This window comes from Streptomyces sp. NPDC059832 (assembly GCF_042731715.1).
Classification (GTDB): Bacteria; Actinomycetota; Actinomycetes; order Streptomycetales; family Streptomycetaceae; genus Streptomyces.
This window is the reverse complement of sequence record NZ_JBHWIY010000009.1, coordinates 306,045-327,243: the sequence shown is the minus strand read 5'-3', so window position 1 is coordinate 327,243 and position 21,199 is coordinate 306,045. Positions and strand designations below refer to the sequence as shown.

Sequence of the window (21,199 nt, the reverse complement as noted above, 5' to 3'; positions counted from 1 at the left end):
TGCACCGATTCCCGGCCCGTCGGCCGCCGGACCCGTGCTGTTGCCCGGGGCGGGCGGTTGCTCGTCACAGCCGTAGGCGAGACTGGAACCGTGGCACCGACAGACGAGACAGCACAGACCCAGCCGCCTTCCACCCCGCCCGTCCCGCCGGCCGCGCCACCCGCCGCGCCCGCCGGCAACGGGCCGGTACGCATGCCCGCGTGGCTGCCACGCGCCATGGTGCTGGCCCTGGCGCTCTACGCCTGTTTCCGGCTCGGCAACTGGGCGTTCGACCAGCTCATCGGGTTGCTGATCAACATTCTGATCGCGTTCTTCCTGGCGCTTGCCATCGAGCCGGCGGTGAGCCGGATGTCGGCGCGCGGTATGCGCCGCGGCCTCGCCACCTTCCTGGTCTTCCTCATGGTGCTGATCGCCGGGGTGGGCTTCGTCCTGCTGCTCGGCTCGATGCTCGCGGGCCAGATCGTCGACATGGTCGAGGAGTTCCCGAAGTATCTGGACTCGGTGATCAACTGGGTCAACCAGACCTTCCACACCGACCTTTCCAGGGTCGAGGTCCAGGACAGTCTGCTCCACTCCGACTGGCTGCAGAAGTACGTCCAGAACAGCGCGACCGGAGTGCTCGACATCTCCACCACCGTGCTCGGTGGGCTGTTCCGTCTGCTGACGATCTTCCTGTTCTCGTTCTACTTCGCGGCCGACGGCCCCAGGCTGCGGCGCGCCCTGTGCTCCGTGCTGCCGCCCGCCAGGCAGGCAGAGGTCCTGCGGGCCTGGGAGATCGCGGTCGACAAGACCGGCGGATACCTCTACTCGCGCGGTCTGATGGCCCTCATCTCCGGAATCGCGCACTACATCCTGCTGGTGATCCTCGGGGTTCCGTACGCGCCCGCGCTCGCCGTCTGGGTCGGGCTGGTCTCCCAGTTCATCCCCACGATCGGTACGTATCTGGCAGGCGCTCTGCCGATGCTGATCGCGTTCACCGTCGACCCCTGGTACGCGGTGTGGGTGCTCGGCTTCGTCGTGGTCTACCAGCAGTTCGAGAACTACGCCCTGCAGCCCAAGCTCACCTCCAGGACCGTCGACATCCACCCGGCGGTCGCCTTCGGATCGGTCATCGCGGGCACCGCCCTGATGGGCGCCGTGGGCGCGCTGATCGCGATCCCGGCCGTCGCCACCCTCCAGGCGTTCCTCGGCGCGTACGTGAAGCGGTACGACGTGACGGACGACCCGCGGATGCACGGCCGGAGCCCACGGCGCGGCGAGCCGGTGCTCACACGGCTGCGCCGTTCCTGGCGGGCCTCCGGGAGCGACGGGGGCGAGGGCGGAGAAGGCGGTGCCGGGGTGCGGGAGGCCCCGGAGCGCGCCTGACCCTCTCGTCGGCAGGGCTTCTCCGGCTCTCTCGGGCTCCGCTTCTCAGCGGTGGTTCGTTACGTCGACGGGTCTGCCCGCGCCCGTGCCGTCCAGGCGGCCAAGACCACATTTCCTGCCGGTTTTGTGCCCATGAGGCAGGGATTCGTCATGATGTCGATCACTTGTTCTTGACTGTCCGGAAGCGAGGTGCTTGAGGGCTACTCTGGGTGCAGATCGGTCCGGTGCGGTGCGCTTGACACCAAAATCGAACATCCATTCTCATGGGATTCCGGCCGGGTTTTCCCGGGCCCGACCGTGGAGTTGTCCACAGGCCGGGAGGACGTCGAGGCCCATTGTCAGTGGCAGGGGTTAGCGTCTTTGACGTGAAGCGATCGACTCAAGCAAATCGGGTGGAACCCATGGCAGGAACCGACCGCGAGAAGGCGCTGGACGCCGCACTCGCACAGATTGAACGGCAATTCGGCAAGGGCGCGGTGATGCGCCTCGGTGAGCGGCCGAACGAGCCCATCGAAGTGATCCCCACCGGGTCGACCGCCCTCGACGTGGCCCTCGGCGTCGGCGGCCTGCCGCGCGGCCGTGTGGTGGAGGTGTACGGACCGGAGTCCTCCGGTAAGACGACGCTGACACTGCACGCGGTGGCGAACGCGCAGAGGCTCGGCGGCTCGGTCGCCTTCATCGACGCGGAGCACGCCCTCGACCCCGAGTACGCGAAGAAGCTCGGCGTCGACATCGACAGCCTCATCCTGTCCCAGCCGGACAACGGCGAGCAGGCTCTTGAGATCGTGGACATGCTGGTCCGCTCCGGCGCCCTCGACCTGATCGTCATCGACTCCGTCGCGGCGCTCGTGCCGCGTGCGGAGATCGAGGGCGAGATGGGCGACTCGCACGTGGGTCTGCAGGCCCGTCTGATGAGCCAGGCGCTCCGCAAGATCACCAGCGCGCTCAACCAGTCCAAGACCACCGCGATCTTCATCAACCAGCTCCGCGAGAAGATCGGTGTGATGTTCGGCTCGCCGGAGACCACGACCGGTGGCCGGGCGCTCAAGTTCTACGCCTCGGTGCGCCTCGACATCCGCCGGATCGAGACGCTGAAGGACGGCACCGACGCCGTCGGCAACCGCACCCGCGTCAAGGTCGTCAAGAACAAGGTCGCGCCGCCCTTCAAGCAGGCCGAGTTCGACATCCTCTACGGCCAGGGCATCAGCCGCGAGGGCGGTCTGATCGACATGGGTGTGGAGCACGGCTTCGTCCGCAAGGCGGGCGCCTGGTACACGTACGAGGGCGACCAGCTCGGCCAGGGCAAGGAGAACGCCCGCAATTTCCTCAAGGACAACCCCGATCTCGCCAATGAGATCGAGAAGAAGATCCTCGAGAAGCTGGGTATCGGCGTCAGGCCCGACGACAGCGCCGCCGAGTCCGGTGCGGACGCGGCGGGCGGTGCCACGGCCCCGGCCGACAGCGCGAAGTCGGTGCCCGCTCCGGCCGGCAAGACCAAGCCGGCCAAGACCGCGGCGGCCAAGAGCTAGACCGTGACGCGTCGCACGGAGTGGCCGGTCGGCGCCACTGACCAGCACGCCGGTCCCGGCCACGCATTCGCCGCCGGGCACATGACCGAGTCCGAGGATGTGTACGAGCCGGATGCCGGTCCCGGTCGCGGCACGGACTCGGGCGCCGGATTCGGCGAGGGGGCGGGCCGTCGTGCCCGCTCCCGCACCAGGAGCAGCGGTTCCCCCTCCTCGTCGAGGGCCGAGAAGGGGGAGCCGCGAGACCCGGTCGAGCAGGCGCGCAACATCTGCCTGCGGCTGCTCACCGGGACCCCGCGTACCCGGAAGCAGCTTGCCGACGCGTTGCGCAAACGCGAGATTCCGGACGAGGCGGCCGAAGAAGTGCTTTCGCGCTTCGAGGATGTCGGGTTGATCGACGATGCGGCGTTCGCGGACGCCTGGGTGGAGTCCCGGCATCACGGACGCGGACTGGCCCGCCGCGCCCTCGTCCGTGAGCTGCGCACCAAGGGTGTGGACTCCGCAGTGATCGACGAGGCGGTCGGACAGCTCGACTCGGAGCAGGAGGAGACGACCGCCCGCGAGCTGGTCGCGCGCAAACTGCGCTCCACTCGTGGCCTGGACCGCGACAAGCGGTTGCGCCGCCTTGCGGGCATGCTCGCGCGCAAGGGGTACGGGGAGGGCATGGCCCTGCGCGTCGTGCGGCAGGCGCTGGAGGAAGAGGGCGAGGACACGGAAGGTCTGGACGAGCCCTTCTGACCGGGTTCGGACCGGGCGGGGCATGCGGGGTGTCCGAGAAGACAACGGGGCGCCCGAAGGAGCAACGGGGCGCCCGAGGAACACGGGGCGCGATCCGGGACGGTGGGACATCGGAGCCGGGGGAGCCGTGGGGCGAGGGGAGCGCCTCGGCAGGGCCCGCCGTGCGCCAGGCGGACTTGCGGGGGAGACGCGGTGATGCGGTGATCACTGCCCGGCGTGGGCGGCGCGCGTGATGGTGGCGTCGATCAGGGCGAGCGCATCTGCGGCGGTGCGGCCGGGGCAGCGGTTCCAGGGCCCGATCAGCCCGGTCCAGCCCTGGGAGCGGAGCTCGGCGACGAGCCAGGCACCGGCCCGGTCCACGGTGTCGAGGGAGCCGTAGCCCAGGCGGTGCGCAGTGAGGAGGGCGCCGCAGATGCACCGTGCGCCGCGGGCGTTGCGGAGCCGGTACGGGGTGTTCTGCCAGCCCCATTCGGTCAGGATCTGCCTTGCGTAGGCGAGATGCGTGGAGGGCCGTACCTCGGGCTGGCCGATGCGGCGCCAGGAGTGGAGCCGGTCGGGGAGGACCGCACCCAGACGTCCGGGAAGCGGCCGTTCGCGCGGGGCCGTCGCCGGCAGGGCGCGGACGGAGTCGGCGATGAGCTGGTCGACCGGTACGGACAGCAGGTCGCGCCAGTCGGCCGGCCGACGGTCCGGCGGCTGTTCCGCGGCGTCGGGGGAGGACAGCCGTACAGGGGCCGGGGCGGACGGCCGCACGGGGGCGGGGGCCGTGATGTCCCAGCCGGTGATGATCTGCTGCCATGCCTCGGTGTCATGGAGGCGAGCGGCCTGAGCGTCCAGCTGGTCGGGGGTGAGGGTGGGGGTCGGCATGGGTGCGAGGCCTCCGTCACGTCGGTCCTTGGCGTTGAGGTGAATGTCGGTCGGGTACGGGGATCGCTCCACCGGAGCGTGGCGTTCGGGTGTGTCGGGGCGGATTCGGGGGAACGGCCGGCGGCATACGGGGGGTAACCCCCCGCACGAACACACGGGCACACTCCAGTGCGCAGGCATCCGTGCACGGAGCACTGTGTGACGCATGACGGAGAAGCCGCACACCGCCGGAGTCCCGGCCCCGGCCGGGACTCCGGTACCGCCGTCGGCCGTGACCCCGGAGCACGACAACGAAAGAGAGACGGACGCACGATGATGCTGCGCTATGCCTTACAGACGATCCGGGACCGCAAAGGCGGGTTCCTCGGTGCCTTCCTGGCTCTCCTGTGCGCCGCCGCTCTGATCACCGCCTGCGGCACGCTGCTGGAGACCGGCCTGCGCGGAAGGATCGCCACCGAGCGCTACGCGGCCGCGCCGCTCGTGGTCTCCGCCGACCAGAACGTCCACCGCACCACGGTCAAGCACAAGGGCAATGGAAAGACCAAGGTCAAGCACAAGGCGAAGCCGGTTGCCGAGCGTGCCTGGCTCCCCGCAGACATCGTCGACCGGATCAGCGCCCTGGAAGGCGTGGACAAGGCCGTACCCGAGCTGACCTTCATGGCCCAGCCCATGAGTAGCCAGCCCGTGAGCAGTCGGTCCGTGAGCAAGCGCGTGGCCCAGTCCGAGCCCCGCCCCTTGGCCCACCTCTCCGCTCGTCCCTCCTACGGTCACTCCTGGGCCTCCGCCCCGCTGACGCCCTTCCGTCTCGTCGCGGGCCGTGCTCCCTCCGCCGATGACGACGTGGTGATCGACCGCGCCCTCGCCGAACAGAACGGCCTGAAGACCGGGGACCGGCTCACCGTCCAGTCCACCAGCGCTCCCCGCCCGTACCGCATCAGTGGGATCGCGGCCCCGGCCGGGCGGAGCGACCTCCGACAGCAGACCTCGCTCTTCTTCTCCTCCGCCGAGGCGGAGCGCCTCGCCGCCCGCCCCGGCCGGATCGCCGCTCTCGGCGTGACGCCCGCGTCCGGAACCGACCTCGCGCGGCTGAAGCAGCGGGTCGAGCAGGCGCTCAAGGGCACCTCCGCCCAGGTCGCCACCGGTGAGGCCCGGGGCCCCGTCGAATTCCTGGACGCCGCGGGCGCCCGTATCAAGCTGGTCTCCATGGGAGGCGCCATGGGCGGCACGTCCCTCCTGGTCGCGGTCCTCGTCGTGGTCGGGACCTTCGCGCTCTCCATCCAGCAACGCCACCGTGAACTGGCCCTGCTCCGCGCCATCGCCGCGACCCCGCGCCAGATCCGCCGCCTCCTCGGCCGCGAGGCCCTGGCCGTCGGAGCCGCAGCTGGTGTGCTCGGCGTGCTCGCCGGACTGCCCCTCGCCGGCTGGTTGCACGGTCGATTCATCGACATGGGCGCAATTCCGGTCACCCTGGAACGCACCGCAGGCATCTTCCCGGCCTGTGCGGCGCTCGCCGTCACCCTTGTCGGCGCCTGGGCGGCGGCGAGGATCTCCGGCCGCCGTATCGCCCGTATCCGGCCCGCCGAGGCCATGGCCGAGTCCGCCGTCGAGCGTGGTCCGGCCCGGGGCCGGATCGTGGCAGGGCTGGTACTGCTCGCGGGCGGAGCCGTTCTCGTCGGCGTACTGAGCGTGCTGCGTACCGAGGCCGCCGCGACCCCCGTCACGTTCCTCGCCGTCGTCGTATCGGCCGCGGCCGTGTCGCTGCTGGGGCCGTTCCTGGTGAGGTTCGCGTCCGTGCTGCTCGCGGGGGTACTCCGACTGGCGGGTCCGGGGGGACCTCTCGCGACCGCCAACATCCGCGGGAACTCCGCCCGGATGGCTTCCGTCGTCACCCCGCTCACCCTGCTCATCGGGATGACCTGCACGGTTCTCTTCGTTCAGCCGACCCTCGGGGACGCCGCCCGTGCCCAGGCCCGCGACGGCGTCCGCGCCACCTGGGTGCTGGCCGCGCAGGGGCCGGGTGTCCCGTCCGAGGCTGCCGGAACGGTCCGCGGGGCGCCGGGCGTCACGGCCGCCACGGAGGTCGTGCGGACCACCGTGCGCGTCGGCCTGGACAAGTACCAGGCCCAGGGCGTCACCCAGGCCGGTCTCACCCGCACCTGGAACCCGGACGTCACGAGCGGATCGCTCACCGCGTTCACCCGCGGCCACGACACCGCCGCGATCAGCGAACTCGCCGCCGACCGGCTCGGCCTCCGCCCCGGCAGCGCGCTGAGTCTCCACCTCGGCGACGGCACCCCCGCGACTCTCACCGTCGCCGCCGTCTACAGTCGCGGGCTGGGCTTCGGCGACCTGACACTGCCTCATGACCTGCTCGCCCGCCACATGGACAATCCGCTCGCCGCCACCGTTCTGGTCGCCGGTCACAGCAGCCGTGACGAACTCGCCGCCGCGCTCAAGCAGTTCCCCGGTGTCTCCGTCATGTCGCCGGAAACCGTCGATCGGCTCCAGGCGGACCGGCAGCAGGAGAACGCGGCGGTCAACTATCTCGCCATGGGCCTGATCCTGGCCTTCACCGCCATCGCTGTCGTCAACACCCTTGCCATGTCCGTGTCCGAGCGCATCAGGGAGTTCGCCATGCTCAGACTGGCCGGCGCGACCCGGCGTCAGGTTCTGCGGATGCTCCGCGTCGAGGCCCTGTCGGTGCTGCTGATCGCCGCAGCCCTCGGCAGCGGGATCGCACTGGCCGTGCTGACCGCCTTCAGTATCGGCATGACCGGCAGTGCGGCGCCCACCGTCCTGCCGTTGCTGTACGCGACGGTGGTGGGCGCCGCCGCACTGCTGGCACTGGCCGCCACCGCGCTGCCCGGCCGACTCGCACTCAGGGTCCGGCCGGTGGAGGCGGCCACGGCCAGGCAGTGACCCCGATGGCGCCTCCGACGGTGACCCCGACGCATCCGGCGTCGGGGTCCCTCAGCAGGACCCCGAGCCGGACCCGTCACTCCGAGCCCGACCCGTCACTCCGCACCGCGATCGTCACTCCCGCACTGCAATCGCCACCCCGAACCCCGTCCGTCACGTCTCGACCGGGAGTCCCGCGGCACGCCACGCCTGGAACCCGCCGATCAGATCCGTCGCCCGGTGCAGCCCCAGCTGTCGCAGGGACGCGACGGCGAGGCTCGACGCATAACCCTCGTTGCAGACCACCACGATCCGGAGATCGTGGCTCACCGCCTGCGGGACCCGGTGACTTCCCTGCGGATCGAGCCGCCACTCCAGTTCGTTGCGCTCGATGACCAGCGCCCCCGGAATCAGCCCGTCCCGTTCCCGCAGCTCCGCGTAGCGAATGTCCACGAGCAGCGCCCCGTCCGCAGCGGCGGCGACCGCCTCCCGCGGTCCGACCCTGACGAACCCCGCCCGGACCCGTTCCAGCAGCTCGTCGATCCCGACCGGCGCCGTACCACCCCGACGGCCGTCGCTCACTGCCAGTCCTCCGGCCGTTCGACCTGCTCCAGGCGGAGCAGGTCGCCCGTGCGGCTGTAACGCCGGATCCGCGGCAGCGGCGGGTGGTACGCGTGGACGGAGACGGCGTGCTGCGTGGTGGACTCGTTCAGTACCTCGTGGACATGGTGGCGGCCGAAAGCCCGGCCCTGGCCGGTGGCCAACTCCCGTGACCGGTCGATGCCTTCGGTGAGTTCGAGGGTCTTCCAGCCGTCGGTGGGCAGCCGGGCGGCCAGCGACAGCTCCTTGAGGGTGCCGGCCGCGGTGGTGAAGGCGCCGATCGAGTCGGCGTGGTCGTGCCAGCCGGTGCCGGTGCCCGGCGGCCAGCCGATCAGCCAGGCCTCGCTGCCGCCGGGGCCTTCGAGCTGGACCCAGGTGCGGCCTTCGGGATCGAGCGGGAGCGAGGCGACGACGGCGGCGTCGGCGGCGACACGGCGGACGAAATCGAGCAGTTCCGCAGCCGTCGGACCGGAACCATCGACGGACGCGGACGCGGGCCCGGCCGCAGGCGCAGGCGTGCTTACAGGGGGTGAGGCGGGGGCAGACACAAGGACCGTCCTGAGGGTTCGCGCGGATGCCCGCCCGTACGGCAGCGCGCACGGCGGGGCAGGGGAAGGCGATTCAGCAGGACGGCCGACACACGCAGCCCGCATAGCGGACGAGGTCCATATGGACCCTCCGCCACAGGCGTACATCGGTGTCGGTCACGTTTCGGAGTACACCATGTACGTCCGCAGCGGTCAATTGATGCCCGCAGTCTGGTCGGATCGTACGGAGGCGCGCGCCGCCCCGCCCCGCACCGCGTCCGCCGCCGCGAAGAGCTCCCGGGGCCGTACCCCGCCGAACGACGCCACGAGATGACCGTCCGGCCTGATCAGCAGCACGGTGTGGGCCGACGCCCCCGGATAGCTCTCGGTCACCAGCAGCTCGCCCTTCACCGGCAGTGCGTCGACGGCCGCCGCGAGGCGGGGCATGACGCCGGCGGTCATCCAGTGACGCCGGTCCCACACCCCGGTGCCGGGTGCCACCAGGAGCACCAGCAGATGCCCCTGTCCCAGCCGTTCCCGAAGCCGCACGGTCGTGCCGTCGGGCGCCGTCACCCGCACATCGGCCACCGGCGCACCGGGGGGCGTACCCACAGATGTGTGCGCCTCGGCGCGCGGGGGCGCAAGGGGCGAATGCGAGTACGAAGGGGGCGCACCGAGGGGGCCGCATCCCAGATGCCCGTCGGTGAGCAGCGAATCGTGCCCCCGTGCGCTCCCCGGTACCAGGGTCCGCAGCCCTCCGCCGCCACGCAGTATCGGCAGTGACTGGTCCGCGGCGCGCAGCCGCGAGGCGACCGCGGCCCGGCGCTCGGCCTGGTAGCTGTCGAGCAGTACGTCACAGGCGCCGTGGTGCCAGGCCTGGGCCAGCTTCCAGGCCAGGTTCTCGGCGTCCCGCAGCCCCTCGTCGAGTCCCTGGGTGCCCAGTGCGCCCAGCAGATGGGCGGCGTCCCCGGCCAGGAAGGCCCGGTCGACCCGCCAGCGCAGGGCGAGCCGGTGGTGCAGCGTGTACACGCCGGTGTCCAGCAGTTCGTACGGCGGTGTCTCGCCGCACCAGCCTGCCAGGGTGTCCCGGACCCGCGTGATCAGGGCGTCCGGGGTGACGAGTTCGCCGCGCGGCGGCAGCAGCCAGTCCAGCCGCCAGACGCCGTCCGGCAGCGGTCGTGCCGTCACCTCGGCGCCGCCGGTGCGCCACGGCGGCAGCCGGTGCAGCACGGCCTGTCCGGGCCAGGGAAGCTCGGTGCGCAGCGCCGCGACGGCATGCCGCTCCACGGCGGTACGACCGGGGAACCGGATGTCGAGCAGCTTGCGCACGGTGGACCTGGCGCCGTCGCAGCCCACCAGATAACTCCCCCGCCACCAGGTCGCGTTCGGCTCCCTGGTGTGCACCGTGACCCCGGCCGGGTCCTGCTCCAGCGTGTCGATCCGGCCGTACGGGGCCACCTGCACCAGCTCCTGCGCGGCCACCGCGTCCCGCAGCCCGCGCGTCAGGACGTGCTGCGGCAGATGGACGGGGGCCGGCGACGGATCACCTTCGGGGGAGTCCTCGCCGAGCGACAGCTCGCGCACCAGCTGCCTGCGCCGCATCGACCGCCACCCGGACCACCGCACCCCCTCGTGCCGGAGCGCCTTGCATCCCAGCCGCTCCACCAGGGCCGCGGTGTCCTCGCGCAGCACCACGGTGCGGGCGGGGCGTGTCTCGTCCTTGCCCGGATCCTCGTCGAGAAGGACGGAGGGAACGCCTTGCGCCGCGAGGGCGAGCGACAGCACCAGACCGACGGGCCCGGCGCCGATGACGATCACCGGGTCCACGGGGCGGCTCCTCGAATCCGAGCGGACGGTGCCGAGGACGCGAACGAGACGAGCGCACGGCTCGCAACGGGGGTAGGCGGCGGAGGAAGTGTGGCGGCGGGGGCAGGGGGCGCGATCACAGAACGTATGCAACCTACTGCCGGTGCTTGCGTCAAGCGACACCAAAGAGCGGTGAGGGGCGGTGGCAGATCTGCCACCGCCCCTCGGGCACTCGTTCCGACGAGCCGTCAGACGGCGCGCCCGTCATCGATGACGAGCGACGGCGTACCGATGGTCTCGGGTGCGCCCCCGGGCGCGGTGCCCTTCGCCTTCCTGTTGCGCCGGAGCCACTGCTCCAGCCACCTGGCGAAGGACGTGAGGGCGAAGTTCAAGGCAATGTAGATCAGGGCGATGATCGTGAAGCAGGCGATCGTGTTCGCGCCGTAGTTCGCGCTCATCGGGCGGACCGACGCCAGCAGTTCGGGGAACGTCATCATGGCGCCGCCGAGAGCGGTGTCCTTCACGATGACGACGAGCTGGCTGACGATCGCCGGCAGCATGGCCGTCACCGCCTGCGGCAGCAGCACCGACAGCATGATCTGGTTCTTGCGCATGCCGAGCGCCTTGGCGGCCTCCGCCTGGCCCTTCGGCAGGGTCTCGATCCCGGCCCGCACGATCTCGGCGAGGACCGAGAAGTTGTACAGCACGAGTCCGGTCACCACGGCGTACAGCGGACGCACATCGGTGCCGATGGTGGTGTACTCCGCGTACACCGCGTTCGCGGTGATCATGAGGATCAATACCGGGACGGCACGGAAGAGCTCCACGACGAAGCCGGCCGGCATCCGTACCCAGCGGTGGTCCGAGAGCCTGCCGATCCCGAACAGGGCGCCCAGCGGCAGCGCGATGATCAGGGCGAAGAACGCCGCCTTGAGCGTGTTCTGGAGGCCCGGCCAGATGTACGTCTGCCACGGCTGGGGGCTGGTGAAGAAGGGCTTCCACTTGATCCAGTCGAGCTGGTGCTTCTCGGCCAGACCGTCGTACACCCACCACACCACGGCAGCGGCGCACAGCACGAACAGCACCGTGTAGAGGATGTTGCGCTGCTTGGCGCGAGGGCCCTGGGCGTCGTAGAGGACGGAACTCATCGCTTCACCGCCACCTTCTTGCTCACCCAGCCGAGGATCAGGCCGGTCGGGAGGGTCAGGACGACGAAGCCGAACGCGAAGACCAGCGCGATCAGAATCAGCTGGGCCTCGGCCTCGATCATGTCCTTCATCAGGTAGGAGGCCTCGACGACGCCGATCGCGGAGGCGACCGTGGTGTTCTTCGTCAGTGCGATCAGCACGTTGGACAACGGGTTGACCACCGCACGGAACGCCTGAGGAAGGATGATCAGCCGCAGTACCTGAGTAAAGCTCAGCCCGAGTGCGCGCGCCGCCTCGGCCTGGCCGACCGGAACCGTGTTGATGCCGGAGCGCAGCGCCTCGCAGACGAAGGCGGCCGTGTAGGCGGCCAGGGCGAGCACGGCCAGCCTGAAGTTGATGTCATCGGTGACGTCGGCTCCGAGCGCGATGCCCAGTGTCTGGTACAGGCCCAGCGACGAGAACACGATGATCACGGTCAGCGGAATGTTCCGGACCACGTTCACGTAGGCGGTGGCGAAGCCACGCATCAGGGGGACCGGGCTGACCTTCATTCCGGCCAGCAGCGTTCCCCATATGAGGGAGCCGAGGGCGGAGTAGACGGTGAGCTGCACCGTCACCCAGAAGGCCCCCAGCAGGTCGTAACCATCAAGAAAGTCGAACACGATCTCCCGCGCTTCCGCGTGTAGGAGGGCACGGCGCGCCGTCGTTCACGGACGGCGCGCCCGGTCAGCCCTGCTTCACTTGACGATGTTGCCGATCTTCGGGGCGGGCTCGTTCTTGTAGTTCGCCGGGCCGAAGTTGTCCTTCACGGCCTTGTCCCAGGAACCGTCCGAGACCATCTTGGTGAGCGCGTCGTTGATCTTCTTCTTGAGGTCGGCGTCGCCCTTCTTCAGGCCGATGCCGTAGTTCTCGTTGGTCATCTTGAAGCCGGCCAGCTTGAACTTGCCCTGGAAGTTCGCCTGCGAGGCGTAGCCCGCCAGGATGCTGTCATCGGTCGTCAGCGCGTCGATGACCTTGTTCTCCAGGCCGGTCAGGCACTCCGAGTAGCCGCCGTACGTCTGGAGGTCGGCCTTCGGGGCCAGCTTGTCCTTGACGTTCTTGGCCGAGGTCGAGCCGGCGACCGAACACAGCTTCTTGTTGTTCAGGTCGGCCGGGGACTTGATCGAGTTGTCGTCGGCGCGGACCAGGATGTCCTGGTGGGCCAGCAGGTACGGACCGGCGAAGTCGACCTTCTGCAGGCGCTCGTCGTTGATCGAGTAGGAGGCGGCGATGAACTTCACGTCACCGCGCTCGATCGCCGTCTCGCGGTCGGCGCTCTTGGTCTCCTTGAAGACGATGTCCTTGGCGTCGTAGCCGAGTTCCTTCGCCACGTATGTGGCGACATCGACGTCGAAGCCGGTGTACTTGCCGTCGGGCGTCTTCAGGCCGATGCCCGGCTGGTCGATCTTGATACCGATCGTGATCTTCTTGCCGTCGCCCGAGCCGCCGTCCGCCTTGTCGGAACCACAGGCGGTGGCGGAGAGGGCGAGAGCGAGCACGGCGGCCGAGGCGGCGGTGACCTTACGAAGCTGCATGGTGGTTTTCCCTAGAGTTGACGCGATGTGAGTGATCAGCCGGTCCGGGGCCCGGTGGTGCAGGATCAATCAGTGGTGAAGGATCTTCGACAGGAAGTCCTTGGCCCGGTCACTGCGCGGGTTGCTGAAGAACTGGTCGGGCGTGGCCTCTTCGACGATCTTTCCGTCGGCCATGAAGACGACCCGGTTCGCGGCCGAGCGCGCGAAGCCCATCTCATGGGTGACGACGACCATCGTCATGCCGTCCCGGGCGAGCTGCTGCATGACCTCCAGCACCTCGTTGATCATCTCGGGGTCGAGCGCCGATGTCGGCTCGTCGAAGAGGATCACCTTCGGGTCCATCGCCAACGCCCTTGCGATGGCCACGCGTTGCTGCTGACCGCCGGAGAGCTGCGCGGGGTACTTGTCGGCCTGCGTCGCCACACCCACCCGGTCGAGCAGCGAACGGGCCTTGTCCTCGGCGGACTTCTTGTCCGTCCTGCGGACCTTGATCTGGCCCAGCATCACGTTCTCGAGCACCGTCTTGTGCGCGAAGAGATTGAACGACTGGAAGACCATGCCGACGTCGGCACGCAGCCTGGCCAGCTCCCTGCCCTCCTGGGGCAGCGGCTTGCCGTCGATCGAGATGGCGCCCGAGTCGATCGTCTCCAAGCGGTTGATCGTGCGGCACAGCGTGGACTTCCCGGACCCGGAGGGCCCGATGACGACCACGACCTCGCCACGGGCGATGGTCAGGTCGATGTCCTGGAGCACATGCAGCGCGCCGAAGTGCTTGTTGACGTTGCTCAGTACGACAAGGTCGTTCGCCGCAGGCGCGGCGTCCTCGGCGCCCTTGGTCACTGAAACTCCGCTCATCGGCTTCTTGCTCCGTCCTCCTCGGTTGGGAAGGACCCTAGTGACGCGGTGCTACCAGCGTCATTACATCTGAGCGGAAATTGAGGATAACGATCCGGCGGCAACCGGACACTCCGTGTGAACGGGGTGCGGGGTGTGACGCACGTGGCGTACCGGGTGGATAACAGATGGCCGGATGCGGCGGGCGGGCCTTGACTGACCTGCCTCTCATCGGAGTGGATGCCCTCGTACGGCATGACGTGAAACGCCTCGGTACGGGGAAGTGACGGGGAGCGTACGAGAGACCGCACCGAAACTTCTGCCGACGCGTACCGGCACCGCACGATCGAAACCATCGGAGAACCGGAAAGGGAGGCCATGAGACTGCTGCTCGTCGAGGACGACAACCATGTCGCGGCCGCCCTCTCCGCGATCCTGGCCCGGCACGGCTTCCGGGTCGTGCACGCGCGCAGCGGCGAGGAGGCCTTGCAGGCGTTGCTGCCCGCGGACACGGAGCCGTTCGGTGTCGTGCTCCTCGACCTGGGCCTGCCCGACCAGGACGGCTACGAGGTGTGCGGGAAGATCCGCAAGCGCACCTCCACACCGGTGATCATGGTGACCGCGCGCGCAGACGTCCGGTCGCGGATCCACGGCCTCAATCTCGGCGCCGACGACTACGTGGTCAAGCCATACGACACCGGCGAACTCCTCGCCCGCATCCACGCCGTCAGCCGGCGCAACGCGTCCGGCGAGGACACCGTGCCCACGCCCGTCGCCGCGCTGCGTCTCGGACATGTCCACATCGAGCTGCCGACCCGCCGGGTCAGCGTCGACGGGTCCGAAGTCCAGCTCACCCGCAAGGAGTTCGATCTGCTCGCGCTGCTCGCCCAGCGCCCCGGAGTGGTGTTCCGCCGGGAGCAGATCATCAGCGAGGTGTGGCGCACGAGCTGGGAGGGCACGGGGCGCACGCTCGAAGTGCATGTCGCGTCCCTGCGTTCCAAGCTGCGGCTGCCCGCACTGATCGAGACGGTGCGCGGGGTCGGCTACCGCCTCGTCGCCCCGTCCGCGTAGAGGCGTACGTCCCAGGTGCGTACCAGGCTGCTTCCCCTGCTCATCGTGCTCATGGCGGGCGTGCTGCTCGCCCTCGGCTTCCCGCTGGCCGTCAGCGTGGCGGCGGCCCAGCAGCAACGCGTCGTCATCGACCGCATCGACGACACGGCACGCTTCGCCGCACTCGCGCAGTTCATCACCGAGCGGGCAGCCGGCTACGACGAGCGGCGGCGCACCCTGCGGAGCGAACTCGACACCTACGCATCGGTGTACGGCATCCGCGCCGGTGTCTTCTACCGCGACGACAGCGCCATGGCGAAGGCCCCCGCCGCCTGGCAGCTCCCGATCGAGGGGGAGGGGCGCGAGGCGTTCAAGGAGGCCCTGCTGGGCCGGCGCAGCCACGATCCGCCGCAGGTCTGGCCGTGGCAGGACGGCCGGGTCGTCGTCGCCTCGCCCGTCGTACGGGACGGCGATGTGGTCGCCGTCGTGGTGCTCGACTCGCCCACCGAGGAGATGCGCTCGCGCACGCTGCGCGGCTGGTTGCTGATCGCGGCCGGCGAAGCGGTCGCGATGCTGGTGGCGGTCGGCGCCGCGATTCGCCTCACCGGCTGGGTGCTGCTGCCCGTACGCACCCTGGACGCGGCCACCCACGACATCGCCAGCGGGCGGATGCGGTCCCGGGTCGCGGCCTCCGGTGGGCCGCCGGAACTGAGGCGCCTGGCCCGGTCGTTCAACGAGATGGCCGACAACGTCGAGGATGTGCTGGAGCAGCAGCGCGCCTTCGTCGCCGACGCCTCGCACCAGCTGCGCAACCCCCTCGCCGCGCTGCTGCTGCGGATCGAGCTCCTCGCGCTCGAACTCCCCGAGGGCAACGAGGAGATCGCCTCCGTGCGCACGGAGGGCAAGCGCCTCGGGCAGGTCCTCGACGACCTGCTCGACCTGGCGCTGGCCGAGCACGCCGCGGCCGATCTGCGACTCACGGACATCGGCGCGCTCACCGCGGAGCGGGTCGCGTCCTGGCGGCCGCTGGCCGAGGAGAAGGGGGTACGGCTCAGGGCGGACGGCTCGTCCGCGGTGACCGCCTGGGCGGACCCCATCGCGCTGTCGAGCGCCCTCGACGCGATCATCGACAACGCCCTGAAGTTCACCCCCGCCGGGGAAGTGGTCGTCGTCACGGTCGCTTCCGGCCGCGACGACGTCACAGTCGTCGTCGCCGACCGCGGGCCGGGCCTCATCGCGCAGGAGATGGAACGCATCGGCGACCGCTTCTGGCGCAGCACCCAGCATCAGAACATCCAGGGCTCCGGCCTCGGGCTCTCCATCTCGCAGGCGCTCCTGGCGGCCGGCGGCGGCTCCCTGAGCTACGCGGCCCATGAGCCGCACGGGCTGCGGGTGACGGTCTCGGTGCCGCGCAACGGCCCGCAGGGCTGAGCGCAACGGGACCGAGGAGAACGGTCAGGGCTTGACTGAGCGGTAGTAGCGGCTGGCCCCTTCGTGCAGCGGCAGCGGATCGGTGTAGATCGCCGTACGAAGGTCCACCAGCTGGGCCGCGTGCACCTCGCGCCCGATCCGGTCCCGGCTGTCGATCACGGTCCGGGTGAACGCCTCCGTCAGCGCCGGATCCGAACGGTCCGTGGTCACCAGCACATTGGCGACCGCGACCGTCGGCACCGCCTGATCCTGCTGCGCGTTGCGGTAGGCGTCGGCGGGCATCATGGCCGAACGGTAGTAGCGGGCGGACCCGCCCACCGCCTGGAGCTCCTTGACCAGCGGGGCCTCCAGCGGCACCAGCCGGATCGCGAACCGGTCCGACAACTCCTGCACGGCGGACGTGGGCAGTCCGCCGGACCAGAAGAAGGCATCGAGCCGGTCGTTTTCCAACTGCTTCGGCATGGTGTCGATACCGGCGGAAACCGGTGTCACGTCGTTCTCGGGATCGAGCCCCGCGGCGGTCATCAGCCGGTCGGCGACCAGCCGTACCCCCGAACCGCGCTGCCCCACCCCGACGCGCTTGCCGAGCAGATCCGAGACCTTCCGCACCTCCGAGTCGCGGGGCACGACCAGCTGGATGTAGTCGTCGTACAGCCGCACACAGCCCCGCAGCCGGTCGGCGCCCGGCTTGCCGCTGTGCAGATAGGTGGCGAGGGCATCGGCGGTGGCGATGGTGAAGTCGGCCTTCCCGGTCGCCACCCGTGCGATGTTCTGCTGCGAGCCCTCGCTGGTCTGCAGCCGTATCGACACCTCGGGCAGATCCCTGGCCAGGTCTCCCTTGAGGCGCTCGCCGTAGCGCTGGTAGACCCCGCTGCGCACACCGGTGCTGAAGGTCAGCGTGCCCGTCGGTGCCGGCTGCCCGAGCGGCAGCAGCCACCACAGCAGCAGCCCGAGCACGACGGCGACGGCGGCGCACGCCTGAAGAACGCGTCGCCTGCCGATACGGGAGAGTGCCTGGAGCATGGCGGCGATCCTGCCAGTCCGCTCCGGCGATGACCAGGGCCGGCCTCACGGCCCCCGCCCCGGGCCCGGTCCCGTCCCGTCTTCCGCCTCCGGAAGCCCGGCCTCATCGGCTCCGCGCGACCCCGTCACGCCCGTTCTCACCGGCCTCGCGCGATCCCGTCACGCCCGGTCGTGCGGGGTTCACCCGACTGCCCGTCCAAGTACCCCGGTCTCCTGCCGGGTGCCGAGGATGGGCGAAGGGGGTGCTGAGAGACGAGGGGGTGCCGAGAGACGGGGACATGACATGGTTCAGGGTTTCTTCAGGGAGCCGGGCACCGAGGGGCCTCTGACCGAGGTTTCGCCGAAAGGGGTCCGCAAGATCACTCCGGGCGGCCGCGACCGCACTGGGCGGCTCCCATGTTCGGCTTCGACACGGGTGCCGTCGAGATCTCACCGACGAGGATCCGTGAACGCCTGCGCACGCCGAACCAGCTGGTGATCACCGTGGGCGTCCTGGTCGCCTGACCTCGTCAGCCCGCCAAGGCCGTCTGGGATCCCGCACCGGCGCCGGTCCCGCACGACGCTTCCCCCGACCCGCGGAGCCTCACCCCTGAAAGGACGCTCGCGATGAGCGACACGCTCCTCACCTCCACCGACCTCGAACACTCCGACGCCCTGGTGCTCTTCGGCATCTCCGGCGACCTGGCCAAGAAAATGCTGCTCCCCGCGCTGTACCGCCTCACCGAGAACGGCAGACTCGACGTCCCCGTCATCGGTGTGGCCGCCACCGACTGGGACGACGACGCGCTCCGCAGGCACGCACGGGAGGCGGTCGCAGCCGCCTGCACCGACATCGACGAGGCGGTCTTCGGCCGGCTGGCGGCGCGCCTGTCCATCGTCACCGGTGACTTCGCCGACAGCTCCACCTTCGACAGACTGCGCGAGGCCGTGGCCGGGTTCGGCTTCGTGACCCACTATCTGGCGATCCCCCCGTCGCTGTTCACCGCCGTCGCGGCGGGCCTGGGCGGGGCGGGCCTGAACCGTAACGCCCGGTTGGTGGTGGAGAAGCCGTTCGGGCACGATCTCGACTCGGCGCGGGAACTGCAGGACGCGCTGGGCGCCTACTTCGACGAGCACCACCTGCTCAGGGTCGATCACTTCCTGGGCTCCGACGCGGTGGAGGGCCTGATGGTCTCCCGCTTCGCCAACACCCTGCTGGCGCCGATCTGGCACCGCTCCTACGTGGACAACGTCCAGATCTCCCTCGTCGAGGACTTCGACGTCGCCGACCGGGGATCCTTCTACGACGGGGTGGGCTGCCTGCGCGACGTGGTCCAGAACCACATGCTCCAGGTCCTCGCCTTCCTGGCGATGGACCCGCCGAGCGTCACCAACGCCCGTGCCCAGGGGCTGGAGAAGTGGCGGGTGCTGCACGCGACCCGCGCGATCGACCCCGCGGACACCGTGCGCGGCCAGTACCGGGGCTACCTGGACGTCGAAGGCGTCGCACCGGAGTCCACCACCGAGACGTACTTCGCGACCCGTCTGTTCATCGACAACTGGCGCTGGGCAGGGGTGCCCTTCTACCTCCGCAGCGGCAAGGCGCTGGCCGTGACCGCCACGGAGGTCGTGGTCGAACTGCGCAAGCCGCCGCTGGAGCTCTTCGGCGGGGACGCGACGGAGACGACGTCCAACCTCATCCGCTTCCGCATCGCCGGCGACACCGGAATCAGGGCCGACCTGATGCTGCGCAAGCCCGGGAAGGGCGAGGAGCCGGTGACCGTCCCCGTCGGCGTCGACTTCGCGCAGGCACTGGGGCGGCAGGAACTCCCGTACGAGAACATCCTCCGCGGAGCCGTCGAGGGCGACCCCGAGTACTTCGCCTTCTTCCCCGCGATCCTGGAGTGCTGGCGGATCGTCCAGCCCGTGCTGGACCCCGCCGGGCAACCCCTCCCGTACGCGCCGGGAAGCTGGGGCCCGGAGGCGGGCGACGGGCTCCCCGGTCTGAGGCACTGGCACCAGCCGGGACGGCGTCTCTTCGGGACCGACTGATGGGCACCGGCTGAAGCGAGCGGACCGAGAGGGGACCGGCCGAAGAGGGACCGGCCGAAGGAGGCAGGCACTCCCGGCGTCCCGGCGAAGGCCGAAGACGAAGGCCGAAGAGGAGACCCTCCGCCGCCCCGGCACGGGCGCCGCCGGCGTCCCGGGCCCGAGGCAGCGGGGGCCGTCTCCCGGACCACATACCCTTGAGGGCATGACCAGCAGCAGCGACCGGAGCCCCGCAGTGAGCGTCGAGGGACCCAAGACCTACGAAGTCCGCACCTATGGGTGCCAGATGAACGTCCACGACTCCGAGCGGCTGTCGGGGCTGCTGGAGGGCGCGGGTTACATCCGTGCGGACGAGGGTTCCGACGGCGACGCCGATGTCGTCGTCTTCAATACCTGCGCGGTGCGGGAGAACGCCGACAACAAGCTCTACGGCAACCTCGGCCGGCTCGCCCCGATGAAGACCAAGCGGCCCGGCATGCAGATCGCCGTCGGCGGTTGCCTGGCGCAGAAGGACCGCGACACCATCGTCGAGCGGGCCCCCTGGGTGGACGTCGTCTTCGGTACGCACAACATCGGCAAGCTGCCCGTGCTGCTGGAGCGCGCCCGTATCCAGGAGGAGGCGCAGATCGAGATCGCCGAATCCCTGGAGGCCTTCCCCTCCACGCTCCCCACCCGGCGCGAGTCCGCCTACGCGGCTTGGGTCTCGATCTCCGTCGGCTGCAACAACACCTGCACCTTCTGTATCGTCCCGGCGCTGCGCGGCAAGGAGAAGGACCGCCGCACCGGTGACATCCTCGCCGAGATCGAGGCCCTGGTCGCCGAGGGCGTCTCGGAGATCACCCTGCTCGGCCAGAACGTGAACGCGTACGGCTCCGACATCGGCGACCGCGAGGCCTTCTCCAAGCTGCTGCGCGCCTGCGGGAAGATCGAAGGGCTGGAGCGGGTCCGTTTCACCTCGCCGCACCCCCGCGACTTCACGGACGACGTGATCGCGGCGATGGCCGAGACGCCCAATGTGATGCCCCAGCTCCACATGCCGATGCAGTCGGGCTCCGACACGATCCTCAAGGCGATGAGGCGCTCGTACCGGCAGGAGCGTTTCCTCGGAATCATCGAGAAGGTGCGCGCCGCGATGCCGGACGCCGCGATCTCCACCGACATCATCGTGGGCTTCCCCGGTGAGACCGAGGAGGACTTCGAGCAGACCATGCACGCGGTCCGCGAGGCGCGCTTCGCCAACGCCTTCACCTTCCAGTACTCCAAGCGCCCCGGGACCCCCGCCGCCGAGATGGAGGGGCAGATCCCCAAGGAGGTCGTCCAGGAGCGGTACATGCGCCTGTCCGCCCTCCAGGAGGAGATCTCCTGGCAGGAGAACAAGAAGCAGGTCGGCCGGACGCTGGAGATCATGGTCGCGGAGGGGGAGGGCCGCAAGGACGGCGCCACCCACCGCCTCTCCGGCCGCGCCGCCGACAACCGCCTGGTCCACTTCACCAAGCCGGACCAGGACGTGCGACCGGGTGATGTGGTGACTGTCGAGATCACCTACGCGGCCCCGCACCACCTCCTCGCCGAGGGCGCACCAGTGGCCGTGCGGCGGACCCGGGCCGGGGACGCCTGGGAGAAGCGCACCGCCGCCGAGGCGGCCAAGCCGGCCGGGGTGATGCTGGGACTGCCGGGCATCGGAGCCCCGGCGCCGCTGCCGGCCGCGGCGGCCCCCGGCTGCGGCTGCGACTGACACCGGGGACCTCGACGGTGGCCGACGGGCGTGCCGGGGCCAAGCAGTA

18 protein-coding genes are annotated in these 21,199 nt (G+C 70.1%); 8 read left to right on the top strand and 10 right to left on the bottom strand.

Going from position 1 to position 21,199, the window contains the following annotated elements; translation table 11 throughout:
* Window positions 1–192: 192 nt before the first annotated feature.
* From ACFV8T_RS18920 to recX, 3 genes are all read left to right on the top strand, one after another.
* Entirely contained in the window at window positions 193–1,365 is a 1,173-nt protein-coding gene (locus ACFV8T_RS18920) for an AI-2E family transporter (protein ID WP_385328803.1), read from the top strand.
* Between the two features lie 401 nt (window positions 1,366–1,766).
* Complete coding sequence (gene recA / locus ACFV8T_RS18915) at window positions 1,767–2,894, top strand: recombinase RecA (RefSeq protein ID WP_385328755.1); 1,128 nt, start codon at window positions 1,767–1,769, stop codon at window positions 2,892–2,894.
* A 3-nt stretch (window positions 2,895–2,897) separates the two neighbouring features.
* A complete protein-coding gene (gene recX / locus ACFV8T_RS18910; RefSeq protein WP_385328754.1) occupies window positions 2,898–3,629 on the top strand; it encodes a recombination regulator RecX in 732 nt (243 codons plus the stop codon).
* A 204-nt stretch (window positions 3,630–3,833) separates the two neighbouring features.
* On the opposite strand, the gene ACFV8T_RS18905 is transcribed toward recX, so the two are convergent.
* Window positions 3,834–4,496: a hypothetical protein gene (locus ACFV8T_RS18905; protein ID WP_385328752.1), complete on the bottom strand. Its 663-nt coding sequence runs from the start codon at window positions 4,494–4,496 to the stop codon at window positions 3,834–3,836.
* A gap of 312 nt (window positions 4,497–4,808) precedes the next feature.
* On the opposite strand from ACFV8T_RS18905, the gene ACFV8T_RS18900 reads away from it, so the two are divergent.
* Window positions 4,809–7,415, top strand: a complete 2,607-nt coding sequence (locus ACFV8T_RS18900; RefSeq protein ID WP_385328751.1) for an FtsX-like permease family protein — start codon at window positions 4,809–4,811, stop codon at window positions 7,413–7,415.
* Between the two features lie 153 nt (window positions 7,416–7,568).
* On the opposite strand, the gene ACFV8T_RS18895 is transcribed toward ACFV8T_RS18900, so the two are convergent.
* The 8 genes from ACFV8T_RS18895 to ACFV8T_RS18860 form a co-directional block, all read right to left on the bottom strand.
* The gene (locus ACFV8T_RS18895; protein ID WP_385328749.1) at window positions 7,569–7,976 is read right to left on the bottom strand and encodes a rhodanese-like domain-containing protein; all 408 of its coding nucleotides are present in this window, start codon (window positions 7,974–7,976) and stop codon (window positions 7,569–7,571) included.
* Window positions 7,973–8,542 carry a cysteine dioxygenase gene (locus ACFV8T_RS18890; RefSeq protein WP_385328748.1) on the bottom strand — a complete coding sequence of 190 codons (570 nt, stop codon included), beginning with the start codon at window positions 8,540–8,542 and terminating at the stop codon, window positions 7,973–7,975. Before ACFV8T_RS18890 ends, ACFV8T_RS18895 begins: the two co-directional genes overlap by 4 nt.
* Before the next feature lie 73 nt (window positions 8,543–8,615).
* The gene (locus ACFV8T_RS18885; protein ID WP_311605579.1) at window positions 8,616–8,702 is read right to left on the bottom strand and encodes a putative leader peptide; all 87 of its coding nucleotides are present in this window, start codon (window positions 8,700–8,702) and stop codon (window positions 8,616–8,618) included.
* A 32-nt stretch (window positions 8,703–8,734) separates the two neighbouring features.
* Entirely contained in the window at window positions 8,735–10,348 is a 1,614-nt protein-coding gene (locus ACFV8T_RS18880; RefSeq protein WP_385328746.1) for an FAD-dependent monooxygenase, read from the bottom strand.
* Window positions 10,349–10,575: 227 nt separating this feature from the next.
* Window positions 10,576–11,475 (bottom strand): amino acid ABC transporter permease, encoded by a 900-nt coding sequence (locus tag ACFV8T_RS18875; protein WP_385328744.1) that lies wholly within the window; start codon window positions 11,473–11,475, stop codon window positions 10,576–10,578.
* Complete coding sequence (locus ACFV8T_RS18870) at window positions 11,472–12,137, bottom strand: amino acid ABC transporter permease (RefSeq protein ID WP_385328743.1); 666 nt, start codon at window positions 12,135–12,137, stop codon at window positions 11,472–11,474. Before ACFV8T_RS18870 ends, ACFV8T_RS18875 begins: the two co-directional genes overlap by 4 nt.
* A gap of 75 nt (window positions 12,138–12,212) precedes the next feature.
* Window positions 12,213–13,049, bottom strand: a complete 837-nt coding sequence (locus ACFV8T_RS18865) for a glutamate ABC transporter substrate-binding protein (RefSeq protein ID WP_385328741.1) — start codon at window positions 13,047–13,049, stop codon at window positions 12,213–12,215.
* 69 nt (window positions 13,050–13,118) lie between these two features.
* Window positions 13,119–13,904 (bottom strand): amino acid ABC transporter ATP-binding protein, encoded by a 786-nt coding sequence (locus ACFV8T_RS18860; protein ID WP_266427622.1) that lies wholly within the window; start codon window positions 13,902–13,904, stop codon window positions 13,119–13,121.
* Between the two features lie 357 nt (window positions 13,905–14,261).
* Between ACFV8T_RS18860 and ACFV8T_RS18855 the strand changes: the two genes are divergently transcribed.
* Entirely contained in the window at window positions 14,262–14,954 is a 693-nt protein-coding gene (locus tag ACFV8T_RS18855; RefSeq protein ID WP_385328739.1) for a response regulator transcription factor, read from the top strand.
* Between the two features lie 15 nt (window positions 14,955–14,969).
* On the top strand, window positions 14,970–16,364 hold the full coding sequence (locus ACFV8T_RS18850) for an ATP-binding protein (protein ID WP_385328737.1): 1,395 nt from the start codon (window positions 14,970–14,972) through the stop codon (window positions 16,362–16,364).
* A gap of 24 nt (window positions 16,365–16,388) precedes the next feature.
* Here ACFV8T_RS18850 and ACFV8T_RS18845 read toward each other — a convergent pair whose 3' ends face one another.
* Window positions 16,389–17,387 (bottom strand): TAXI family TRAP transporter solute-binding subunit, encoded by a 999-nt coding sequence (locus ACFV8T_RS18845; protein ID WP_385328736.1) that lies wholly within the window; start codon window positions 17,385–17,387, stop codon window positions 16,389–16,391.
* 606 nt (window positions 17,388–17,993) lie between these two features.
* Between ACFV8T_RS18845 and zwf the strand changes: the two genes are divergently transcribed.
* Together zwf and miaB are read left to right on the top strand one after the other, a co-directional pair.
* Complete coding sequence (gene zwf / locus ACFV8T_RS18840; RefSeq protein WP_385328735.1) at window positions 17,994–19,418, top strand: glucose-6-phosphate dehydrogenase; 1,425 nt, start codon at window positions 17,994–17,996, stop codon at window positions 19,416–19,418.
* A gap of 202 nt (window positions 19,419–19,620) precedes the next feature.
* Complete coding sequence (gene miaB, locus ACFV8T_RS18835; protein ID WP_385328734.1) at window positions 19,621–21,150, top strand: tRNA (N6-isopentenyl adenosine(37)-C2)-methylthiotransferase MiaB; 1,530 nt, start codon at window positions 19,621–19,623, stop codon at window positions 21,148–21,150.
* Window positions 21,151–21,199: the final 49 nt, after the last annotated feature.